Source organism: Enterococcus aquimarinus (genome assembly GCF_001885765.1).
GTDB classification, from domain to species: domain Bacteria; phylum Bacillota; class Bacilli; order Lactobacillales; family Enterococcaceae; genus Enterococcus_I; species Enterococcus_I aquimarinus.
The window spans coordinates 34,304-54,864 of the sequence record NZ_JXKD01000016.1 but is presented as its reverse complement, the minus strand read 5'-3'; the positions used below and the strand labels follow the sequence as shown (position 1 = coordinate 54,864).

Genomic DNA, 20,561 nt, shown 5'->3' with positions numbered 1-20,561 from the left:
ACCTCCATTTATTCCGTTGATTGAATAGCGGTTATGATTTGCGGATGAGACGAGAACAGAGACCATTCATAGCGGATCATTCCTTGTTCATCAGTCCGTAACACTTTTATTTCTTGCCTCTCTAAATGCTCGAGAACTTCTACGTGAGGATGTTTAAATTGATTGTTGACTCCACACGAAATAATTCCGTGTTTCGGTTGTACATGCTGTAAAAAACCTTCTGAGCTAGACGTGCGACTGCCGTGGTGTCCTAGTTTTAAGATATCTGTATGAAGATTGGGATACTCATTAATCAGTCGCCTTTCGCCTTCTTCCTCCAAATCACCCATTAATAAAAATCGTACCTCTTTGATAACGGTTGCTAAAACGAGAGAATCTTTATTTTCACCGGTTCCTTTTTCAAAAGGTGATAATACTTCAAAGGTTGGATGGACTCCGACGCGATCACCTTGACGCAATTCAACAACTGCTGTTTGCTTGAATAATTCCGAGTCTAAGTTTACCATATTCTGATGATGTAACATTCCTTCTGCAACATAAAGAGTCTCAACGGAAAATTCACGTAATATTTCTTCTATGTCTCCCATATGATCAAAATCTCCATGTGTCAAAAACAACCCATCAATTTGCCGAATCCCCTCTCCCTTCAAAAATGGAATCAAGGTGTATTCGGCATTTTTAGTTACCTTATCCGAATCATTTGCATAAAAATTGACTTTTCCACCCGTATCAACGACGTAAACTTTTTGATTGCCAAAACTTTGAAAGACAATGCTATCTCCTTGACCGACATCGACAAAACTGACTGCTGTTTTCAATGGAAAGCTTGGCAGTAAAATAAAGATCATCATCGAAACGAAAAATAATATCCGATGTTTTAGAGTTGCTGTGGCACACGCTAAACCAACTAAAAAAATCACGATGCCAAACCACAGGGCAGGTTTTCCGGTCGTTACGAGAAACGAGTGACTGAATTGAATGATTGTTTCTAGTAACTTTAGAAAAGAGGTCATCCACGAATCAATCAAGCTACTCGGTAATCCAAGAACGTGCCATAACGACGAAAATAACAAACCAGGAAGTAACATAAAAGAAAAAAGAGGCGTGATCAGTGCCGTTAGAATGCCGGCTAACAATGGGATTTCATAAAAGTAAAACATCAAAATGGGGCTTGCTAACAAGCTGATTTCCATACTCGAGATAAAAGGATTCTTCCGATTGTCACTACTCATCAAGATGATAAAGGATAAGAGGATGGATAAGACGCCTGAGGTTTGAACAAATGATTTTGGTTCAATTAATAATAAGAGACAAATAACGAAAGAAAAACGATCAAGTGCTGAGAAATGCCATTGCCTTTCTTTACAGAGAATATTTACGAGATACATCAATGTCGCTCGTAAAATGCTAATTCCCTGACCGAATAGGAAGACTAATAGAAGCGTGACGACTAAAAAGGGGATCGAAAATTCTTCAAAGGTTAAACGACTGTAGCGAAATAAGGTCAAACACCAACCTAGAAAAAGACTCATGTGCATTCCTGAAATACTAAACAAATGTAAAATTCCGCTACTATTATAAACTTCGCGAATTTCTCGAAATTGATTATCCCGATAGCCTAGCAGCAGTGCTTTAATATACGTCGCAATTTTCGGTGAATATTCGGTTTCTACCCAGTCAATTGCCCTTGCTCGCATAGCGCGACCAAAGTGCCAGCGTGAATTGGGTTTCGTCTGTAAAATAGTCGCGATTCGAAAAGTACCGACTTTATTTTCCGTCCACTCATACCACTGACGATCAAATCCATGAAGATTTCTAGCAGGATCCGCTTGCTTAAAGACACCAGTTGCTCGAATGGTTACATTCTGATCCTTGCGAGACTGCCAATGGTTGCTTTCTTGTGCGTTTTTTAACGGATACTGTAGGAAAACTTCTCCTTGAGCCGCTTTACCTTCCATTGTGACAAAAGACTCTTTTACTTGAATGGTATCGGGATAAATTCGAACAATAATCGTCAGCTCTTGTTCTGTTGGCGGAAGAGTAGCTGGCTTGATTCCGACACGAAGGAAAAATAAAAAAGCTACAAAAAGACTAAGTAACAAAAGTGTTACTTGCTTTTTGTAGCAAATGTGAAGGATGAGATACATCGCAATCAGAAGTAAAATCATTTTTTTCAAGAGAAAACTATAGAGCAAAGAACTAGCAATCAGCATCGGAAATACGAGTTGGTTGCGCCATGATCTATCCATTAGCATGCTCATCATTTGATTGAAAAGATAGTTTTGAAAAATAAGTAGACTCGAGCGTGACTTGATGGACTTGGACGCCAACTTGTTGAATCAAATTTTGGGCATATTCGTTATTCCGATAATTATTGAGATAATGAATTTTTTTGATTCCAGCTTGTAAAATCGCTTTTGTACAAGGCAAACAAGGAAAATGCGTGACATAAATCTCGGCACCTTCTGTTGAAACTCCAAGTTTCGCACATTGGAGTAAGGCATTCATTTCCGCATGAATCGTGCGGATACAGTGCCCTTCGACAACGTAACAGCCACTGTCAATACAGTGATCATCCCCACTAACTGAGCCGTTGTATCCGCCAGCAATAATCCGTTTATCTTTGACTAACGTAGCGCCGACTTCTAGCCTCGTACAAGTACTTCTTAAAGACAGCAATACTGCTTGAGCCATAAAATACTGATCCCAAGGGATACGCGTACGTTTATTTGTTAAATCATCATTGTAATCAACCATTCAGACACTCCTTTTACGCTTTCATCGATTGGTAATAATGTACCACATCCCCAATCGTTTGTGTATCGCTGTCTTCAATATTTTGCTACAACGTTTTATGTTATTTTCAAAGAACCAATTTTTGCATCATACGGTGTTGTGTTTATAACGTAATCATTGCTCTTAACTTCTCAAGTGTTTTTTCGCCAAAGCCAGAAATATTCAGCAAATCTTCCACCGTTTTGAATAAGCCATTTTCTTCGCGGTACGTAATAATTGCTTGTGCTTTTGCCGGTCCGATTCCAGGTAATTCTTGAAGTTGCAAAAGCGTTGCTGTATTAAGATTTATCAAGCCCGTTTCGGCATTGCCTTCTTGATTCATCTGAGGAAGTTCCACTGAAAAGTCAACTTCTTCTTTACTTGGGACATAAATCATTTGTTGATCACTTAGTTTTTCCGCAAGATTCAATTTCCTTTCTTCTGCTTCTTTCGTAAAGCCACCTGCCGCAAGAATTAGCTCATGCAAGCGCGCGTCGCTAGGCAAATGATAGACTCCCGGTTGTTGAATGGCTCCTTTAATATCAACTAAAATCTCCGTTGTTGTCGTACTTTCACTGACTTCAACGGCGATTTCTTCGTCAGAAGTACTCGGTGCAATCTCCCAAAGCACTTCTTCTTCTTTGTTTGTGGTATAAAGAAAAAAACCACTAATCACAAGTATCAAAACAAGCCCGCTCATGATGATGTAACGCAATGATTGATTGAACTTTTGAAATTTCATCGAATCACTCCTTTCAGTAGAAACATACGAAAAAAGATTGGTTTTATTTCAACAAAAAAAAAGATTCTTAGCCTATTTACTAAGAATCTTTTAACGATTATTCTAAAAAATAAGAACCTTTTTAATTTTTAAAGGAATGAATCGGTGCTGGAATACGTCCGCCACGTTGAATGAAGTCAAAAGATTTCGCAGCATTTACTTTCATAACCGGTGCCGTTCCGAGTAATCCGCCAAACTCAATCATATCACCGACTTTACTATCTTTTGCCGGAATAATGCGCACCGCAGTCGTTTTATGGTTAATCACACCAATCGCGGCTTCATCGGCAATCATCGCCGCAATCGTTTCTGCACTCGTTTCACCAGGGATCGCAATCATATCCAACCCGACCGAACAGATGGCTGTCATCGCTTCTAATTTTTCTAAATTTAAAAACCCATTTTGGACCGCTTGAATCATTCCTGCATCTTCTGAGACGGGAATAAATGCACCCGATAAGCCCCCAACATGATTACATGCCATGACGCCGCCTTTTTTAACAGCATCGTTTAAAAGTGCTAAAGCCGCCGTAGTACCATGCGTCCCAACTGATTCAAGACCCATTTCTTCTAAGATAAAAGCCACACTATCACCCACAGCTGGCGTAGGAGCCAACGATAAATCGACAATGCCAAAAGGAACACCTAATCGTTCGGAAGCGACGCGACCCACGAGTTGACCCATGCGAGTAATTTTAAACGCAGTTGTTTTGACCGTTTCTGCCACAACGTCAAAACTTTCGCCACGGACTTTTTCTAAGGCGCGTTTGACAACTCCTGGTCCACTCACGCCAACATTGATCACACAGTCACCTTCACCGACGCCATGAAAAGCCCCCGCCATAAATGGATTGTCTTCCACCGCATTCGCAAAGACGACTAATTTGGCACACCCCATCTCTGAAGCTTCAGCTGTTGCTTTAACGGTTTCGCCCATCAATTTAACGGCGTCCATATTAATTCCCGCTTTTGTTGATCCAATATTCACAGATGAACAAACAAATTGCGTTTGTGCTAATGCTTCAGGGATAGATTCAATTAATACTCGATCCGCACCTTGATAGCCTTTTTCGACTAATGCACTATATCCTCCGATAAAGTTAACCCCTACCGTTTCCGCTGCGCGATCAAGCGCTTTGGCTAATTGAATACAGTCTGTTGTGGTCGTATTGGTCACGGCTGAAGCCACAATCGCTATCGGCGTAACGGAAATTCGCTTATTAATAATCGGAATCCCATATTCCAATTCAATCGCTTCGCCAACTGCGACTAACTCTTTTGCTTTCGTCGTAATTTTTTGATACACCTTTTCGCAGACAGCTTCAATGTTGCTATCCATACAATCAAGGAGTGAAATCCCCATTGTAATTGTTCGTATATCTAAATGTTCTTCTTCCACCATACGAATGGTTTCCAGTATATGATTAACTTCCATCTGATAACCTCCGATTATAATTTGTGCATTGCATCAAAAATTTCTTCATTTTGAATGCTAATTTTGACACCCAATTCTTCACCAGCTTGCGTTAGTTGCGCGCGTATTTGCTCAAAATCCAAAGCTGGATTTAGTTCCAGTACCATCATCATTGTAAAATATTCTTGCATAATCGTTTGTGTCACATCAACAATATTAATATTTAATGATGCTAACGTCTGACTCACACCCGCGATAATCCCCACTTTATCTTTCCCAATGACTGTTAAAATGCCTCTCATCAAACCACCCCTTCTTTTTTGATTAGTATAGCACATTCTAATCGTAAAAATAGGGGTTTTCTCATTTTTTTCAAATCATTTACTAATTATATTACGAAAGAAAAGAGGATCTTTCAGAAAAATGAAAGAGCCTCATTGGTTTTTACTGATATTCTCTTTTCTTGAGTGACTATCCACAAAAACACCTCTTCCTAATCAATCAACTAAGAAGAGGTGTTCCCTTTACAACACTTTATTTAAGAAATTTTGTGTTCTCGGATTTTTCGGAGAACCAAATATTTCTGCCGGCGTTCCTTCTTCTTGAATCACGCCCTCATCCATAAAAATCACACGGCTCGCCACTTCTCTAGCAAAGCCCATTTCATGCGTGACAACGACCATTGTCATGCCTTTTTCTGCTAAATTTTGCATAACCCCTAACACTTCCCCGACCATTTCAGGATCTAAAGCCGATGTCGGTTCGTCAAAGAGTAACACGTCAGGATCCATGGCCAGTGCTCGCGCAATCGCAACCCTTTGTTGTTGGCCACCAGATAAACTGGAAGGATAGCTGCTACTTTTTTCTTTTAATCCTACTTGTTCCAAAAGAGTCAGCGCTTTGTCTTTTGCCAATTGTTCGTCTAGCTTTTTGACCTTTATGGGACTAATCGTTAAATTTTCTAAGACACTTTTATGAGGAAATAAATTAAAACTTTGAAAAACCATTCCCATTTTTTGGCGTAATTCGTCTATATTATGATCTTTTGCTAAAATGTTGGTCCCTTCAAATTCAATCGTGCCTTCAGTAGGTGTTTCAAGTAGATTCAAACACCGTAAAAAGGTACTTTTCCCACTCCCAGAAGGTCCAATAATGACGACTACTTCGCCTTTTTCAACAGTTAAATCAATGCCTTTTAAGACGGGCGTTTGATCAAATGATTTGTGTAACTGACGGATTTTAATCATGTGCGTTCATTCTCCTTTCAGCAACGCCAAGTACTCTAGATAGCGTAAAGGTTAAAGCAAAATAAATGAATGAAACGACAAGGTACGGTAAGAATGGCTTAAAGCTCGCACCTTGAACATTTCCAGCTTGGAAAATGAGTTCAGATACACCAATAATGGACACGACTGATGACTCTTTAATAACTGTCACAAATTCATTTCCTAAAGCTGGTAAAATATTTTTCACTGCTTGCGGTAAAATAATATGACGCATCGCTTGCACTTGATTCATCCCTAACGAACGAGCGGCTTCTAACTGACCACGGTTAACCCCGTTAATCCCAGCACGAATAATTTCTGCGACGTATGCCCCACTATTTAACGAAAGGGCGATACAGCCAGCCGCAAGCCGGGAGATATCCAAGCCTAAAATCCCTGTTCCAAAATAAACAATGAAGATTTGGACCAGTAAAGGCGTCCCGCGAATATATTCAATATAAATCGTGGCGAATAAGCGAATCAGTTTGCTCGAACCTAATTTCATCCAAGCGAGTAATCCACCGACAAGCGTTCCGAAAAAGACACCAATAAACGCAAGGAAAATCGTATAGCTTGCACCTGAAAGGTAGTAAGAATAATATTTCCGAAAGAATCCTTGGTCATCTTCTAATAACCACTCATTGGCTTGCGCTTGATATTCAACCAATAAATTGTTATCTAATATTTCTGTAATCGCCTCATTCACTCTTTCTTCTAAAACAGGCGCATTTTTTGAAAAGGCAACTGCCACGTCTTTGTTCGCATCTTGAAAAGCAACATCAGAATAAACAATATCTTCATGGCGATCGACGTACCCCTGTGCAACGGGACCTTCTAAGATAGCACCATCCACTTTTTTATTTTTTAAATTCAAAATGACATCTGGAATTTTTTGCAACGAAATAATGGAGGCATTTGATAGCTCACTAAACGCCAGTTCTTCTTGCGTTGATTGCTTTTGCACTGCGACTGTTCGTCCATCAAAGTCAGCAATTGTCGTTAAATCCGCTTGATCTTCCTTACGAACAAGTAATTTTTGTTCAATCGTCATATAGGACTTGGAAAAACTAACTTCTTTCAAACGCTCGGGTGTCGGTGACATCCCTGAGATAATCATATCAATTTTCCCAGTGCTCATAGCGCCAAGTAATGCATCAAATCCCATCGGCTCGATTTTTAATTCGACGCCTAAATGGTCGGCAATCTTCTCAGCAACAGAAACATCAAAGCCCACAATCGTTTGTTGACCATCCACTTCTGCATAAAATTCATAAGGCGCATAATCCGGCGATAAACCGACAATTAGCGTTCCTCTTTCTATAATTGCCTCATAATAAGGATCCTCAGTCGCTGCATTAACAACATTCAACGGAATAAGGCTACTGAAAAAGAAGAAGGCCGTTAGAAAAGAGACAATATATTTTTTTAGTGACACAGTTTATTCATTCCTCTCGCTAATTTATGTATAAAAATTCACCCAAAACCGTTATTATCATAACATAATTGAAAAAAATCCCATAGTCTTTATTGGATATTCTCATCAATTGAAAAAATTTTCTCATTTTGTACTCTTTTAATGCGTACGATTTCATAAGATGGTACAATATATAAAAATAACGTAATAGAATAATTCATTTGGAGGTTTCTAGAATATGAAGACAGAGTCAAATCGAACAAATCCAGTTACGCCCTCCTTTATCCAATTTTTGAATAATTCCAATGATTATACAAAAACGATTGATAATTTACGCCGCCTAGAACTTCCCCCTGAAATCATGGCGCAATATCTTACCTTTATGCAATCAACACCTGTGTCGGTGATATTTGTTGACCGGAATGAAACGATTCTTTTCACAAATAAAACGATTGAATACAAACTAGGGAAAAATCAATCAGAATTAATTGGTCATTCAATCTCTGATGTCATTCCTTTACGGTTAAACGAAGGAGACAAACAAGCCATTATCGATGAAGTCCGGTTGAATAATCACTGGAACGGCCGTTTATCTTATATCGACAATGAAAATAATGCTAAACGTAGTTGGATAAAAGTAACACGCTTTGAGAATCCTCCTTATGCCCCAACGTATGGTATTTTATTTTTTGATACCGACAGCGTGAATTATCGTGACTTTAGCGATCATTCCTTAACGTATTATGATACGAAAACGTTTCTCCCCAATTTTAATCAGTTCGCTTTTGATATTAACCAAATGGCGCGCAAACGCGACTCCGATGTCAAAGGACTCGCTTTAATTCGTTGTCAAAATCTATCTGAAATCACCGTTCATTATTCCAGAAAAATCATGGATGAAGTCACAAATACGATGATTAGACGAATCAAAAAAGCCTTGCCAAGCGGATACTATTTATATCGTTTATCAAGAGATGTATTTGCTGTATTTTGTTCTAAATGTAAAAATGAAGCATCCTTCAAAGAATTAATCGAAGAACTTTATCAAACATTATTAACGCCCTTATCAATCGACTCAAAAAAAATCTTTTTAACCATTGAAATGGGAGTCGTTTTTTATCCTACACAAGTACTCGAATTAACGGATTTACTTTTAAGCGCTGAAATTTGTTTAAACCAACGTGATTCTACGCGTATCACTTATTATTCAGAAGAAATGAGCAATGACTATACCCTCACGCTGCAAACCATTGAAAAACTGCAATCCGCCTTTGAAGACAATCAGATTAAAGTCCTTTATCAACCGATCATGGATCAAAATGGAAATCTAGAAGCCGCCGAAGCTTTACTTCGTTGGCGCGATGAGGAATTAGGTGCCGTTTCCCCGCTTGTCATTATTAAAGGCGCAAAAGAGTATGGCCATATTCATAAATTAACGACCTGGATTTTAGATAAAGTGGTGGAAGATCGTCTGTTTGATCACATCCCGATTACCATTAATCTTGATGCCGTCCAGTTGACAAATGATTTGTTCTTATCAGACATCAAAAATCTTGTGGCCACAAAAGCGCTTAATCCTCATCAAATTGTCTTCGAAATTACGGAACACATTTCGCTCAACCGTTCTAGTAATGCACTCAATATTCTTTCAGAACTAAAATCAATGGGTTTTCGACTTGCCTTAGATGACTTTGGCTCGGGATATTCGGATTTTAATTTACTAACCGAAGCAGCTTTTGATATCTTAAAAGTAGATGCAACATTTATTATGGGGATTAAAGAAGAACCGAAAAAAGAAATTGTCTTAAAACATATCCTCCAACTCGCAAAAGAGTTAGGGTTATTAACTTGCTTTGAAGGGATTGAATCTGAGGTTGAACTAACCTACGCCCGAGAGCTTGGTTCAGATTGTCTACAAGGATTCTATTTCTCACATGCCCTATCCTTGGATGATTTTACGAATAAATACTTATAATTCATAACAAAAGGCATCTTCAGCAGCGATTGCTCAAGATGCCTTTTGTCCATTTTTGAAGGACTGATTACTCTGCTACGCCAAATTCGCTGGCATACCGTAATGAACCATCCAACTGAGGGATGATAGTCGTTAACGGACAAGCCATAAAGTTCATCGAAGGAATTCCTTCCGGTACGGTGACGCCAAAATCAGCCGCTGGAAGATAGCCAAATTTCGGATAATAATTTTCGCTTCCTAAAACGAGACTGAAAGAATAGCCTAATTCTTTCGCTCTGCGATGCCCTTCTGCGATTAACGCACGCCCTACGCCACATTTTTGATGGATAGGTAAAACAGAAAGTGGCGCTAAGACAAGGACTGTCGTTTCGCCAACGTGACCTTCTGTAAAGAGAATATGGCCAACAATTTCATCTTTTATTTCGGCAACTAAGGATAATTCCAGAATAAAGGCTTCACTGGCTCGCAATTTCTCGATAATCTCTTGTTCATTCCCATCGGCAAAATCGGCTGTTTCAAAAGCCGATTGAACTAATTGATAGACGGCGCGGTAATCATTTGGTATTTCTTGTCGAATTTTCATCGTACTACTCCTCATTCTAATGGTTTAACGATGAATAAGAACAGGGTCTCTCCTTATTTTACGCTGTTTCGTTATTCTAAAAATAAGCTTTCTTTCACTAAATCAGCTTGAAAAAGAAGATGCCCAATGTTCCCTTCTCCAGCATAGATCGTGGAATCAAAGAAATCATGAGACAAATCCGACCAAAAAAGCGGATGGACTTCTTCAACTAAGGTCACTTCATGTTTGAGTTTCCCAACGTAAACTTCTAACAGACAGTCTTGTAAACAATAGTCAAAGCGCATCAATCGATGTAACGTTACGTCTGCAGATGTGATATTGGTTTCTTCTTGCAACTCACGATAAGCCGCCTCAATCCCAGATTCTCCTTCTTCAATTTTCCCACCTGGTAAGTTGATTAATCCTAAATAAGGTTCTTTGACTCGGTGGCACATGATTATTTTTTCTTCTGAATGATGATAAATTAAGAGTAAATTATATTTTTTCATTCACTCATTCCTCCATTTTTATGAGTGGACGTTTGATTTTTTCGATTTTCTTTCCTTTGGCTAACTCATCAATCAATTTATCTAAATAGCGAACTTCTTGAATAATCGGATCTTCAATTTCCTCGACACGGATCCCACAAATCACACCAGTAATCAATCGTCTTGCCTCATTCATCTTAGGAGCATTTTTAAAAAACTGTTCAAAGCTCACTTCTTGTTGCACAACTTGTGCGAGTTCCTCGGATGAATAACCCGTCAACCATTGAATGATGTCATCGACTTCTTCTTTCGTACGCCCCTTTTTTGTAACTTTCGCAAGATACAGTGGATAGACCTTACCGACACTCATCTGATACAAACGTTGCTCATTGCGGATATTCATCGTTCATCCCTCTTCCTGATTTCTGACTTTCTGTGAATTCAGTCGTGGCTTTTAAGCCTTTTAAATAACAAATTATCGCCGTTTCTTCCTCTTGATGATACGGATAATCAAAAGCATGCGCCACGTCTCTTGCTTTTTCTTGAAACATTTCAACTGCCATCCATACAGCGGTCCAAATATGAGAAACGTCCCCACTCGCATACGTCTTTAAGTAATGATTATAGTCTTTTTCGGACAAATAGTCTCTAAAATATTTTCCCCATAATCCTGTATTAACTTGATAATCATAAGTAAGCCCAATTGCCCACTCAATCATCTTATCCAGTTCTGCGTGACTCGTTTCATGGTACATCCGCAAGGCGTAAGGGAGTTGCTGACGAACAAGTCCTTTCCCCACATTTGATAAACACCACCAAAATTCGTTACAACAAGCTAAAAATTCGGCTTGACTTGGTTTTGCAATCCAGTAATGGTGATCAGAAGGGGCTTCATTAATTGGCAAAAAGGCATCTTTATCTAATAACGTCACCGTTAACGATTCTGCTAAAAAATTCCTTTTAGCCACTTGCAGTGAATGTAGTTGCAAATCGATTCGTTGACCATCCTTAAATAGCATCAACCAAGTATAGCACTCATTTGGGTCATTCCCTTCTCCCCAACCCAAATAGGATGATAGTGGCTCTTGCATCATCGCGATTTCTCCCAGTGATGCACGCCAGGAGTCCTCCTGTAAAAAAGAAGCCGTTTCCGTTACAACAAATACCACATCGAAATCTTGATAGTTATCTTTTTCTACATTGGGGTTGGCTCTAGAACCCGTTAAATAAACACAGCGGATTCGGTCATCATCTTTTGCTAGCTGTAAAATCAGGTTCATCATTTCATTTTCCGTTCGCATGGATTCCCTCTTTTTCTGACGGTACGACTGCTCAATCGATTTTTTAACAATCAATGAGAAGGCCGTCATTTTTTCTATTCTTCGAAGTTTCTTCTTATTTCAAATATTAGCATTCCTTTTCCTATGATACTAGCCTATAATGAGAAGCGTGCTTATTTTCTTTTATGATTTTGAATAACGAAATCATCGAGCAACAAGAGCACTCAGGAGGAACCCGATTGTTTAACGCAGCGAATAAAGATATTTATATTGTACTTTCGAGTACAGACACTGTTTTAGGAAAAGTGATTCAAAAAAAATTAGGTGTTAGCTATAATCATTGCTCTCTTTCATTGGATGAAAATTTAGAAAGAATTTATTCTTTTGGCCGTAAAACCTATTGGCACATGTTTTCTGCTGGATTTGTTCACGAGAGTAAAAGTAGTGGGTTTTATAAACACTATGGGAAGACCAGAATTCTTGTCATGAAAATTTCAGTCACAAGTCAACAATGGTTTCAAATTCAAAAAGAACTGTCTCTTTTTACTGCTACGAGTAATCAATACAGTTATAGTTTAATCGGTCTGATTTATTGTGAACTCGGTATGCCAATTAAACGAAAAAACAAATACTTTTGTTCCCAATTTGTAACGGAAGTATTGAATCGTTCAGGTCTTTCTCTTTTTGAAAAACCAGAAACCTTGATTCGACCACATGATTATTTGCAATTATCCCAAATGAAGATTGTTTATCGCGGCGAAATCGGCGCTTATCATGCAGCGTAACAACTTCACGAGACACGGAAGCCGTGACCAAAGTCGTTTGGCTCTGAGAAACTGACGATATATTCAACCAATGATCTCTTTTAATTGATCGAGTGTCGTGAAGTTTTTCGAATGAGCAGACTTTTGTCAGAGCTTCCGTTTTTTTTAAGCAATTATGTAATTTATATTTTACATTTTAATAGTATATGTTACAATATCTATAAAATCGTTTCTTAGAGGAGGAAGTTATCCGTGAAGGAAATTACGATTCGAAATGACGTCAAACTTCGACGGATTACTCTTGGTCAGCATACGCAAGGCGAACTTGCTCAAGAAGTCGGTGTAACGCGCCAAACGATGCATCTCATTGAAGCACAAAAGTATAATCCGACGATTAAAGTCTGTTTACTGATTGCAAAAAGCTTACAAACAACGATTGATCAACTTTTTTGGATGGAGGAAGAAAAATGAAAAAGATGTTAACTTATGTCCCAGCATTCCTTTTTTCACTATTGTTGCTGATCACGAAACCATCAGGAATCATTGTTGCAGGGTTCGTTTTTTTAGTTGTACTGATGGTGATTGCGAAATATTCTCGGAGTCAACAAGAAAAAGAAACCCTTGTTTTCGACGAACGCGTCCAGCGAAATACGACAACATGGCGTTTGAGAACAATGTACGGCTTCAATAGTCTTCTTCTATTGATTTTACTATTAAATGAACAAGGAATCTTAACCGTTGATATTTCGATAAACGGGATCATGATCTATTTAATGTTCACTTTGTTGATTCCTTTTTATGTCATTCCAACAATCATTGATTATTTTTAGGAGGGAAGCATTTATGAATCATGAATTGATGATTTTCGGCGTTGTACTCGCGATTTTTGCCTATCTCGTTGGCATCAAAAAAGCCACTTGGTTACTTGCAGGTTATAATCAAAAACGCGTTGCTGATCAAGAGAAATTGGCAACATCAGTCGGTCTGACTTATGCACTATCTGCACTTTGGTTGCTCATTTGGGGACTAGTTGGCGTAGCAAATAGTGAACTTGTCGCAAGTATTGCAGTGGGTCTCATTCTTCTGCAGTTAGTATACGTACAAATGAAAATGGTTGGATAAGTTTAGCATCCATCAGAGATAGTTTATTCTCTGATGAATGCTATATTTTTCGGTGTTTTTTCGCAAGAATACATTGATTGAATTTTCGGTTTACTTAATGTCATCATTGGCCATTTGAATCTGTGTATCAAAATATTGTTCTTGAAAATAAACTTGCTCCCTAATCATTTCACGGGTAAAGGAACAGTTCTCTGGCGCAACGACCCATTTTTCTTCGACATCATCGAAACGAGTGATAATCGCGATGACAATGCCTGTAAAGGTCGTCAGTGGTTTGTCCACGCCTACAATATACGCATCTTGCTCGTCCCCGTCCGGTGCGATAATCCCTGGAATGTATCCGTAGTTAATGGGATAATACAAAGAAGCATGTTTAGGGTGCACACTCCCTAAGGGGCGATCGATAATAACTTGTACCTTAGATCCTAATCCCATCTTTACCTACCTTCTTTCTAATTGCCATTTTACATCACAATCTTTTCCTTGATACGACCGATTGATTTCTAGAAAGTTACTTCCTCTAGACAACTCATTTTACCACTTCACGTATCCTTTCGTACAATAATTGTAGGCTCGGATAGAAGTTAATCTCCGTCAAAGAAATGACTAAATCTTATGAATGAATAAAAAACCACCCTAAGTCACAGATGGTTTCATCGGTAACTTAGGGTGGACTGCTTAAATCACTTATTTATCGAGTCGAACAAAATGGTTCGGCGCGATTTCGCGCCATTCAGCCTCGCTGGCTAAATGAATCGATTCTTGAATCACTGATTTTGTCATCGCTTCGCGTGCCTTTTTAGGATCCGCAATCGGCGCAGCTGCGAGTAACTTCTTCGTATATGAATGCTGAGGATTCTCAAATAATTCATCCGTTGGAGCGAGTTCCACTAATTTCCCTTGATACATCACCGCAATTCGATCTGAAATATGACGAATCACCGATAAATCGTGGGAAATGAATAAATACGATAACGCAAATTCTTTTTGTAATGACAATAAAAGTTGAATAATTTGGGCTTGAATCGACACATCTAAGGCAGAAGTTGGTTCATCACATAAAATAAAGGATGGACGATTGACGACAGCCCGGGCAATTCCGATCCGTTGGCGTTGACCGCCACTAAAATGCCGCGGAATTTTATGAATCGCCTCTCCTGTAATCCCGACAACAGCAAGAATTTCCTCCGCTTTTTTGCGGGCCTCTGCTTTTGATTCGTTCATTAACGGCTCCATGACTAATTCTAACGCGGTTAACCGTGGATTCAATGCTGAATAAGGATCTTGAAAAATGATTTGCATTTGTTGGTAAATCGCCTGTTGTTGATTCTTAGGCAATTCCGATAACTCCTGTCCTTCATAAAAAATACGACCGGAAGTTAACGATTCTAAATTCAAAATACTGCGACCGAATGTTGTTTTCCCACTACCTGATTCTCCGACTAAACCTAGCGTCTCGCCTTTTTGAATGGTTAAAGAAACATCATCGACCGCTTGAACTTCAGTCACGTTTCCTTGCCAATTTTTTGACGTAAAAACTTTGCTTGCATGTTCTACGCGAATTAATTCACTCACCGCTAATCCTCCTCCCCTATCCAAATCGCATGCGTATCTGAAAAGACGACTTTCTTTAATTGTTCAGGTAACAAAACAGGTGCATCGACCGCACTTAGCTGCGCATCTTTATCGCCTAAATGAGCCGCTTGTAGCAATTTTTTCGTGTAGGCATGTTGCGGTTGATAGAAAATTTCTTCGGTCGTGCCTTCTTCGACTACTCTGCCCTGATACATGACTTTAATCTCATCACACATCCCTGCTACCACCCCTAGATCATGGGTTACTAAAATGACAGAGAGGGCTTCACTTTGTTGGAGCTGTTTAATTAACGCTAAAATTTGAGCTTGAATAGTGACATCTAAAGCAGTCGTCGGCTCATCTGCGATTAAGAGTTTCGGTTGCGCTAGTAATGCCATCGCAATCATCACGCGTTGCCGCATCCCACCAGAAAGTTCATGCGGATATTGTCTCATTCGCTCTTTCATTAAAGGAATTCCGACTTTTTCTAATTCGGCAATGGCTAATACTTCGGCTTCTTTTTTCGAGACTTTTTGGTTACGACGAATCACTTCAATTAGGTGATAGCCAATCGTTCGTAGCGGATTAAGTGAGGTCATCGGATCTTGGAAAATCATCGCAATCGGTAAGACTTCTTCCTTGGAAGCCGATTTCCCATCAAAGACAAACTGTTCAAAAGAGGCTTCAACATTATCGGGTAAAATATTCATGATGCTTTTCATCGTCATACTTTTCCCACTACCAGATTCACCAACAACACCGACCACTTTTCCTCGGGGAACACTTAAGTGGATGTCTTTGAGGAGCATTTTTTGACTTTTTTTATCATAAAATGAGGCTTGTAAGCCATCAATTTCTAAAATATTAGTTTCCATCGCTAGACCTCCCTTTGTAAGATGGATTTAATCAAATCCCCCAAATTGTTAAACGAATACACGGTGAAAACAACGAATAATCCCGGTAAAATAGCCATATAAGGTGCTCGTTGCAAACTACTTTGCGCATTTTGTAATAAACTCCCCCACGACGCCATCGGTTGTTGAATCCCCATTCCTAGAAAACTTAGCGCTGATTCCGTCATGATTGCACCTGAAATACTTGCTGAAGCTGCTACAATTAAGGTTGGTAAAACGGACGGTAAAATATGTCTTACAATAATTTTAAAAGGAGGAATACCGATAAATTTAGCATAAATCACATAATCTCTTTCTTTTGCTGCTAATGTTTCGCCTCGAATTAAGCGCGCAATTCCCATCCATGAGAAACAGCCGATAATAATAATAATCGTTGTTAATCCTGGTTTTAAAAAGACGCTTAATACAATTACCAACACAAGCCAAGGAATCGCAGATAAGACATCGAGTAGACGCATTAAAATACTATCAATTAGTCCCCCGAAATAGCCTGCTGTCAACCCAACTAAAGTACCGATCGTTGTCGCAGTTAACATCGCCAGCACCCCGACTAATAATGAGACACGCCCTCCATACAACACGCGGATAAAATAATCACGTCCTACTTCATCGGTACCAAACCAATGCGCTAAACTCGGCGGTTGAGACATGTTGCTCACATCGGTCGCATTTGGATCTAACGGTAATAACGGTGCTATGAGAGATAGGATAATTAACACAATCAAAAAGATCACCGAAAAGGTATAAACAGGTGATGAAAAAATAACTTGTCCAATTTTTTTAATTTTAATCATTAGGCACGACCCTCCTGACGAATTCTTGGATCGACAATCGAATACAAGATATCCGATAATAGGTTCCCTAAAATAACTAGCGTCGCTGAAAGTAGCATCACTGCCATGATAATCGGATAATCCAGACTTTTCGTAGCCCCCATTAAATAAGGTCCCACACCTGGCCAAGCAAATATCGTTTCGGTTATAATGGCACCCGTCACCAACATCGGCAAGGCCATCCCAATTTGCGTCACGACCGGAATTAAAACGTTCCGGCTAATGTGGCGACTAAAAATCTGCCATTTTGTAGCGTGAAAAGCTCGCTGCACCATTACGTAGTCTTCTGATACTTGTTGGGTCGCAGAAGCACGAATGTAGCGCGTCAATTCTGGAAAGAACGCAACCGTTAACGTCGCATACGGTAAGACAAAATGATTCAGGTAATCGCCAAATTGTCCTTCTTTTCCAACGGTATGCATCCCAATAATGGAAAACCAATTTAATCGGTAGCCAAAGAAGTAAATCAGAATCATCGCAAACCAAAACGTTGGAATCGCAATCCCTAAAGAAGCGATGCCGTCAATCAAGCGATCCGCCCATTTTCCTTTATTCGCTGCAGCAACTAAGCCGAGAACAATCGCTAATAAGAGCGCCGTTAAATACGCGGGCAACACAAGACGGATGGTATTTGGAATCCGAACCGCTAACTCTTGCGCAATACTTTTTTGCGAAACAAGAGAATACCCTAAATCGCCTTGGAAAATATTTTTAATCCAAACAAAATATTGGACTAAAAACGGCTCATTTAAGCCATACCGCTCCCTTAGTAAATCAATTTGTTGTTGTGACATATTCGGTGTGGTAACCGAATCAATCACATCATAAGGTGCCAGTTGAATGAGAGAAAATACTAGAAAAGAAATAATAAATAACAATGGAATTGCTTGAAGCACTCGTTTAACTATATATCGTAACACTTGTTTGACCTCCCTTTTTCTTCGTCCCTATAACGAAAAAAGAGGCTGTGACAACGATAACGTCACAGCTCTCACACGAATCATTACTTAATGGACAATTTTGACATATCTTCAAAAGTATAAATTGGAATTAATGTTGCTGCTTCAACATCAGAGATCCGGTTATTCACTGCTAAGATTTTTTTGTTGTCGACGATTGGATAGAATCTCGCATCTTTCGCAACTTCAGCTTGTAACTCATCATATAATGCTTGACGTTTGTCAGCATCTAATTCGAGTGCCGCTGCATCAAATAACTCATCGGTTACCGGATTATTTGTTTGGAAATAATTCGCACTGCCATTTGTTCTAAATAAGGCACCATAAAGATCAGGGTCATTTCCCATAATATAACCACCTAAGAAAAGGTTATATTTCGTTGAGCCTTCTTTTTTCAATTCAGTAAAAATCGCGGTACCATCGCCACCTTCTAACGTGACATTAATTCCTGCTTTTTGCAATTGTTGTTGAATTAAGGTTGCTTGAACTGTTTGTGCAGGATCGGTTGCTGAGAAAGCCAAGTTTAATTTCAAGTCAGTCACGCCAGCTTCTTGTAACAACTCTTTTGATTTTTCGATATTTGTTTCGTATTTTTCAACATCTTCACTTACGTAAGGATTATTTGGCGGTAAAAACGAATACGGTTGCTCGTAATATTTGGCATCTAAATACGCTGCTTGATTTAGCTCCTCTTTATTTAATGCAAACAAGACTGCTTGACGAACTTTCTCGTCTTTTAATGCCTCGGATTGCGTGTTAAGTCCCATGTACCCAACACGGTTTTCAGAATAAGGATAGACCGTAATCGTATCGGTATCTAAGTCATCAATATCAGAAGGTAAAACGACTGCTGTATCAACTTCGCCCTTTTGTAAAGCTACTTTAGCCGTGTCTGAACTTGTGATAATGCGTAATGTCACATTTTGAATACCAGCTTCGCCACCAAAATAGTTTTCATTCGCTTCAAACGTTAAATACTCTCCACGTTTGTACTCTTTTAATTTATAAGGACCTGTTCCAACAGCTGCTACAGGCAATTCGTTGACTGAGAAATCTTCCACATCTTTAAAGACATGTTCCGGAATAATAAATGTTTCAGTCACGATATTATGTAATGCGGCTGCACTTGGAGAAGGTAAGATGAATTTGACAGTGTAGTCATCCACTTTTTCAAACGCTACAGGCTCATCTTGAATCCATAATTGATCGGCATTCCCATTTTCTTTTTTCACTTTTTGCTCATAAGTAAAGATGACATCATCGGCTGTGAATGCTTCGCCGTCAGACCATTTAACGTCTTCTTTTAACTTAACGGTAATCGATAATCCATCTTCTGCTGCTTCAACTGACTCAGCTAAAATATTTTTTTCTGTTCCATCTGTTTCAATGGCGACAAGTGGTGAATAAATCATATTATTAACGGTTAACCCCCAACGATCACTCGTATTAATCGGATTTGTCGCAGAAGGATCACCGCTGATAGCATATGTAAACGTATCTTGATTCGCCGCGTTATCCGCTGCTTGGCTTTCCCCTGTATTATCAGCACTTCCACCCGCACACGCACTCAGTAAAAGCCCTGCAAACACTAAACTGCCAATAAACCATTTTTTCTTATGAATCATTTTATTATTTCCCCCTTTTTCTTTAAAACCTTAACGTTTTCCATCATTGTCAAACGGTTGTTTCAGAAACCTCTATCTGTTGAAGCAAAAAGCAACAACAACAACCTTCGTCTACATCTTGATTACTCATTTTTTGCCCCACCTCCTATATAGGAGAACACCTACTGACACAGATCACGTCACACCCTAAGGCGAAATAATTGTTCTCTCTTGACTTCATATGACCACAATTAGGATATTAAAATCCCTTGAAAGCCTATGAAGAAAAATTGTTTTTTAATCCTTGTAAAAAAATTAGAAAATTTCTAATACAAGTATTAGTTACTTTATCCTAAGTTAGAAAAGCTGTCAATCATAAAAGCTTAGAAGCCGAAATAAAATCGTAAGTCCCATTCTATCATTCGAATTCCGGAGCTATTTGCTATGAACGGCTGATAAAAACAGGCGAAATCTCAAAAAACGATTAAAAGACTTCTTAAAGACTGGAATAGATTGTCCGCTGATACTCAAATTCCAGAGAGAACGGACACAAAAAACACCAAAGAAACAGCCGTTATCGAAGGTTTCTTTGGTGAGTCGTTCATGAACAACAACATGTATTCTTAGGCTAGGCCTTTTTCACACGACCAACAATCCCACTTTCTAACATTACTTTAATCCCATGTGGATGTTGAGGTGAATTCGTTAAAATGCGTTTAACAACGCCTTCGGTTAATTTCCCTGTTCGTTGATCTTGTTTTTGCACGACGAATACCTTCGCCCCGATGGTAATATCACTTCTTTTTGTTCCGTCCATTTAGAATCCCTCATTTTGA

23 protein-coding genes are annotated in these 20,561 nt (G+C 39.0%); 5 read left to right on the top strand and 18 right to left on the bottom strand.

The features are described from left to right. Nucleotides 1-8 precede the first annotated feature (8 nt). From RU93_RS10050 to RU93_RS10020, 7 genes are all read right to left on the bottom strand, one after another. Complete coding sequence (locus tag RU93_RS10050) at nt 9-2,249, bottom strand: DNA internalization-related competence protein ComEC/Rec2 (protein WP_169818115.1); 2,241 nt, start codon at nt 2,247-2,249, stop codon at nt 9-11. Next, on the bottom strand, nt 2,242-2,757 hold the full coding sequence (locus tag RU93_RS10045; protein WP_071875495.1) for a ComE operon protein 2: 516 nt from the start codon (nt 2,755-2,757) through the stop codon (nt 2,242-2,244). Before RU93_RS10045 ends, RU93_RS10050 begins: the two co-directional genes overlap by 8 nt. 142 nt (nt 2,758-2,899) lie before the next feature. Next, nucleotides 2,900-3,517 (bottom strand): helix-hairpin-helix domain-containing protein, encoded by a 618-nt coding sequence (locus tag RU93_RS10040; protein WP_071875494.1) that lies wholly within the window; start codon nt 3,515-3,517, stop codon nt 2,900-2,902. A 121-nt stretch (nt 3,518-3,638) separates the two neighbouring features. After that, a complete protein-coding gene (locus tag RU93_RS10035; RefSeq protein WP_071875493.1) occupies nt 3,639-4,991 on the bottom strand; it encodes a PFL family protein in 1,353 nt (450 codons plus the stop codon). 14 nt (nt 4,992-5,005) lie between these two features. Next, nucleotides 5,006-5,272 carry an ACT domain-containing protein gene (locus RU93_RS10030; RefSeq protein WP_071875492.1) on the bottom strand — a complete coding sequence of 89 codons (267 nt, stop codon included), beginning with the start codon at nt 5,270-5,272 and terminating at the stop codon, nt 5,006-5,008. Nucleotides 5,273-5,494: 222 nt separating this feature from the next. Next, a complete protein-coding gene (locus RU93_RS10025) occupies nt 5,495-6,217 on the bottom strand; it encodes an amino acid ABC transporter ATP-binding protein (RefSeq protein ID WP_071875491.1) in 723 nt (240 codons plus the stop codon). Then, entirely contained in the window at nt 6,210-7,670 is a 1,461-nt protein-coding gene (locus RU93_RS10020) for an ABC transporter substrate-binding protein/permease (RefSeq protein WP_071875490.1), read from the bottom strand. Before RU93_RS10020 ends, RU93_RS10025 begins: the two co-directional genes overlap by 8 nt. Nucleotides 7,671-7,887: 217 nt before the next feature. Here RU93_RS10020 and RU93_RS10015 point away from each other — a divergent pair, with 217 nt between their 5' ends. Beyond that, nucleotides 7,888-9,624 carry an EAL domain-containing protein gene (locus RU93_RS10015; RefSeq protein WP_071875489.1) on the top strand — a complete coding sequence of 579 codons (1,737 nt, stop codon included), beginning with the start codon at nt 7,888-7,890 and terminating at the stop codon, nt 9,622-9,624. Between the two features lie 67 nt (nt 9,625-9,691). Here RU93_RS10015 and RU93_RS10010 read toward each other — a convergent pair whose 3' ends face one another. The 4 genes from RU93_RS10010 to RU93_RS09995 all read right to left on the bottom strand — a co-directional run bounded on the left by RU93_RS10010 (nt 9,692) and on the right by RU93_RS09995 (nt 11,975). Further along, complete coding sequence (locus RU93_RS10010) at nt 9,692-10,207, bottom strand: GNAT family N-acetyltransferase (protein ID WP_071875488.1); 516 nt, start codon at nt 10,205-10,207, stop codon at nt 9,692-9,694. 71 nt (nt 10,208-10,278) lie between these two features. After that, nucleotides 10,279-10,695 (bottom strand): NUDIX hydrolase, encoded by a 417-nt coding sequence (locus tag RU93_RS10005; protein WP_071875487.1) that lies wholly within the window; start codon nt 10,693-10,695, stop codon nt 10,279-10,281. A 4-nt stretch (nt 10,696-10,699) separates the two neighbouring features. Next, complete coding sequence (locus RU93_RS10000) at nt 10,700-11,077, bottom strand: DUF2200 domain-containing protein (RefSeq protein WP_071875486.1); 378 nt, start codon at nt 11,075-11,077, stop codon at nt 10,700-10,702. Then, nucleotides 11,061-11,975, bottom strand: coding sequence for an aminoglycoside 6-adenylyltransferase (locus RU93_RS09995; protein WP_071875485.1), 915 nt, complete (start codon nt 11,973-11,975; stop codon nt 11,061-11,063). Before RU93_RS09995 ends, RU93_RS10000 begins: the two co-directional genes overlap by 17 nt. 164 nt (nt 11,976-12,139) lie before the next feature. Here RU93_RS09995 and RU93_RS09990 point away from each other — a divergent pair, with 164 nt between their 5' ends. The 4 genes from RU93_RS09990 (at nt 12,140) to RU93_RS09975 (ending at nt 13,840) form a co-directional block, all read left to right on the top strand. Further along, nucleotides 12,140-12,739: a C40 family peptidase gene (locus RU93_RS09990; protein WP_169818114.1), complete on the top strand. Its 600-nt coding sequence runs from the start codon at nt 12,140-12,142 to the stop codon at nt 12,737-12,739. Nucleotides 12,740-12,970: 231 nt separating this feature from the next. Continuing rightward, the gene (locus tag RU93_RS09985; protein WP_071875483.1) at nt 12,971-13,189 is read left to right on the top strand and encodes a helix-turn-helix transcriptional regulator; all 219 of its coding nucleotides are present in this window, start codon (nt 12,971-12,973) and stop codon (nt 13,187-13,189) included. Further along, complete coding sequence (locus tag RU93_RS09980) at nt 13,186-13,548, top strand: hypothetical protein (RefSeq protein ID WP_071875482.1); 363 nt, start codon at nt 13,186-13,188, stop codon at nt 13,546-13,548. The genes RU93_RS09985 and RU93_RS09980 overlap by 4 nt, the downstream gene beginning before the upstream one ends. A 13-nt stretch (nt 13,549-13,561) precedes the next feature. Further along, nucleotides 13,562-13,840 (top strand): DUF3784 domain-containing protein, encoded by a 279-nt coding sequence (locus RU93_RS09975; protein ID WP_071875481.1) that lies wholly within the window; start codon nt 13,562-13,564, stop codon nt 13,838-13,840. Between the two features lie 90 nt (nt 13,841-13,930). Here RU93_RS09975 and RU93_RS09970 read toward each other — a convergent pair whose 3' ends face one another. The 7 genes from RU93_RS09970 to RU93_RS09940 form a co-directional block, all read right to left on the bottom strand. Further along, entirely contained in the window at nt 13,931-14,275 is a 345-nt protein-coding gene (locus tag RU93_RS09970) for an inorganic diphosphatase (protein WP_071875480.1), read from the bottom strand. Between the two features lie 252 nt (nt 14,276-14,527). Then, entirely contained in the window at nt 14,528-15,415 is an 888-nt protein-coding gene (locus RU93_RS09965; RefSeq protein WP_071875479.1) for an ATP-binding cassette domain-containing protein, read from the bottom strand. Between the two features lie 2 nt (nt 15,416-15,417). Then, on the bottom strand, nt 15,418-16,290 hold the full coding sequence (locus tag RU93_RS09960) for an ABC transporter ATP-binding protein (protein WP_071875478.1): 873 nt from the start codon (nt 16,288-16,290) through the stop codon (nt 15,418-15,420). Between the two features lie 2 nt (nt 16,291-16,292). Then, the gene (locus tag RU93_RS09955) at nt 16,293-17,123 is read right to left on the bottom strand and encodes an ABC transporter permease (RefSeq protein WP_071875477.1); all 831 of its coding nucleotides are present in this window, start codon (nt 17,121-17,123) and stop codon (nt 16,293-16,295) included. Beyond that, nucleotides 17,123-18,082 carry an ABC transporter permease gene (locus RU93_RS09950; protein WP_071875476.1) on the bottom strand — a complete coding sequence of 320 codons (960 nt, stop codon included), beginning with the start codon at nt 18,080-18,082 and terminating at the stop codon, nt 17,123-17,125. Before RU93_RS09950 ends, RU93_RS09955 begins: the two co-directional genes overlap by 1 nt. Nucleotides 18,083-18,165: 83 nt before the next feature. After that, nucleotides 18,166-19,746 carry an ABC transporter substrate-binding protein gene (locus RU93_RS09945; protein WP_071875475.1) on the bottom strand — a complete coding sequence of 527 codons (1,581 nt, stop codon included), beginning with the start codon at nt 19,744-19,746 and terminating at the stop codon, nt 18,166-18,168. Nucleotides 19,747-20,353: 607 nt separating this feature from the next. Then, nucleotides 20,354-20,542: a YwbE family protein gene (locus RU93_RS09940; protein ID WP_071875474.1), complete on the bottom strand. Its 189-nt coding sequence runs from the start codon at nt 20,540-20,542 to the stop codon at nt 20,354-20,356. Nucleotides 20,543-20,561: the final 19 nt, after the last annotated feature.

Bases quoted from the DNA above. Each gene is read 5' to 3' on its own strand.
- RU93_RS10050 (WP_169818115.1), bottom strand. From the start codon at position 2,249: ATGGATAGATCATGGCGCAACCAACTCGTATTTCCGATGCTGATTGCT.
- RU93_RS10045 (WP_071875495.1), bottom strand. From the start codon at position 2,757: ATGGTTGATTACAATGATGATTTAACAAATAAACGTACGCGTATCCCT.
- RU93_RS10040 (WP_071875494.1), bottom strand. From the start codon at position 3,517: ATGAAATTTCAAAAGTTCAATCAATCATTGCGTTACATCATCATGAGC.
- RU93_RS10035 (WP_071875493.1), bottom strand. From the start codon at position 4,991: ATGGAAGTTAATCATATACTGGAAACCATTCGTATGGTGGAAGAAGAA.
- RU93_RS10030 (WP_071875492.1), bottom strand. From the start codon at position 5,272: ATGAGAGGCATTTTAACAGTCATTGGGAAAGATAAAGTGGGGATTATC.
- RU93_RS10025 (WP_071875491.1), bottom strand. From the start codon at position 6,217: ATGATTAAAATCCGTCAGTTACACAAATCATTTGATCAAACGCCCGTC.
- RU93_RS10015 (WP_071875489.1), top strand. From the start codon at position 7,888: ATGAAGACAGAGTCAAATCGAACAAATCCAGTTACGCCCTCCTTTATC.
- RU93_RS10010 (WP_071875488.1), bottom strand. From the start codon at position 10,207: ATGAAAATTCGACAAGAAATACCAAATGATTACCGCGCCGTCTATCAA.
- RU93_RS10005 (WP_071875487.1), bottom strand. From the start codon at position 10,695: ATGAAAAAATATAATTTACTCTTAATTTATCATCATTCAGAAGAAAAA.
- RU93_RS10000 (WP_071875486.1), bottom strand. From the start codon at position 11,077: ATGAATATCCGCAATGAGCAACGTTTGTATCAGATGAGTGTCGGTAAG.
- RU93_RS09995 (WP_071875485.1), bottom strand. From the start codon at position 11,975: ATGCGAACGGAAAATGAAATGATGAACCTGATTTTACAGCTAGCAAAA.
- RU93_RS09990 (WP_169818114.1), top strand. From the start codon at position 12,140: ATGATTTTGAATAACGAAATCATCGAGCAACAAGAGCACTCAGGAGGA.
- RU93_RS09980 (WP_071875482.1), top strand. From the start codon at position 13,186: ATGAAAAAGATGTTAACTTATGTCCCAGCATTCCTTTTTTCACTATTG.
- RU93_RS09975 (WP_071875481.1), top strand. From the start codon at position 13,562: ATGAATCATGAATTGATGATTTTCGGCGTTGTACTCGCGATTTTTGCC.
- RU93_RS09970 (WP_071875480.1), bottom strand. From the start codon at position 14,275: ATGGGATTAGGATCTAAGGTACAAGTTATTATCGATCGCCCCTTAGGG.
- RU93_RS09960 (WP_071875478.1), bottom strand. From the start codon at position 16,290: ATGGAAACTAATATTTTAGAAATTGATGGCTTACAAGCCTCATTTTAT.
- RU93_RS09955 (WP_071875477.1), bottom strand. From the start codon at position 17,123: ATGATTAAAATTAAAAAAATTGGACAAGTTATTTTTTCATCACCTGTT.
- RU93_RS09945 (WP_071875475.1), bottom strand. From the start codon at position 19,746: ATGATTCATAAGAAAAAATGGTTTATTGGCAGTTTAGTGTTTGCAGGG.
- RU93_RS09940 (WP_071875474.1), bottom strand. From the start codon at position 20,542: ATGGACGGAACAAAAAGAAGTGATATTACCATCGGGGCGAAGGTATTC.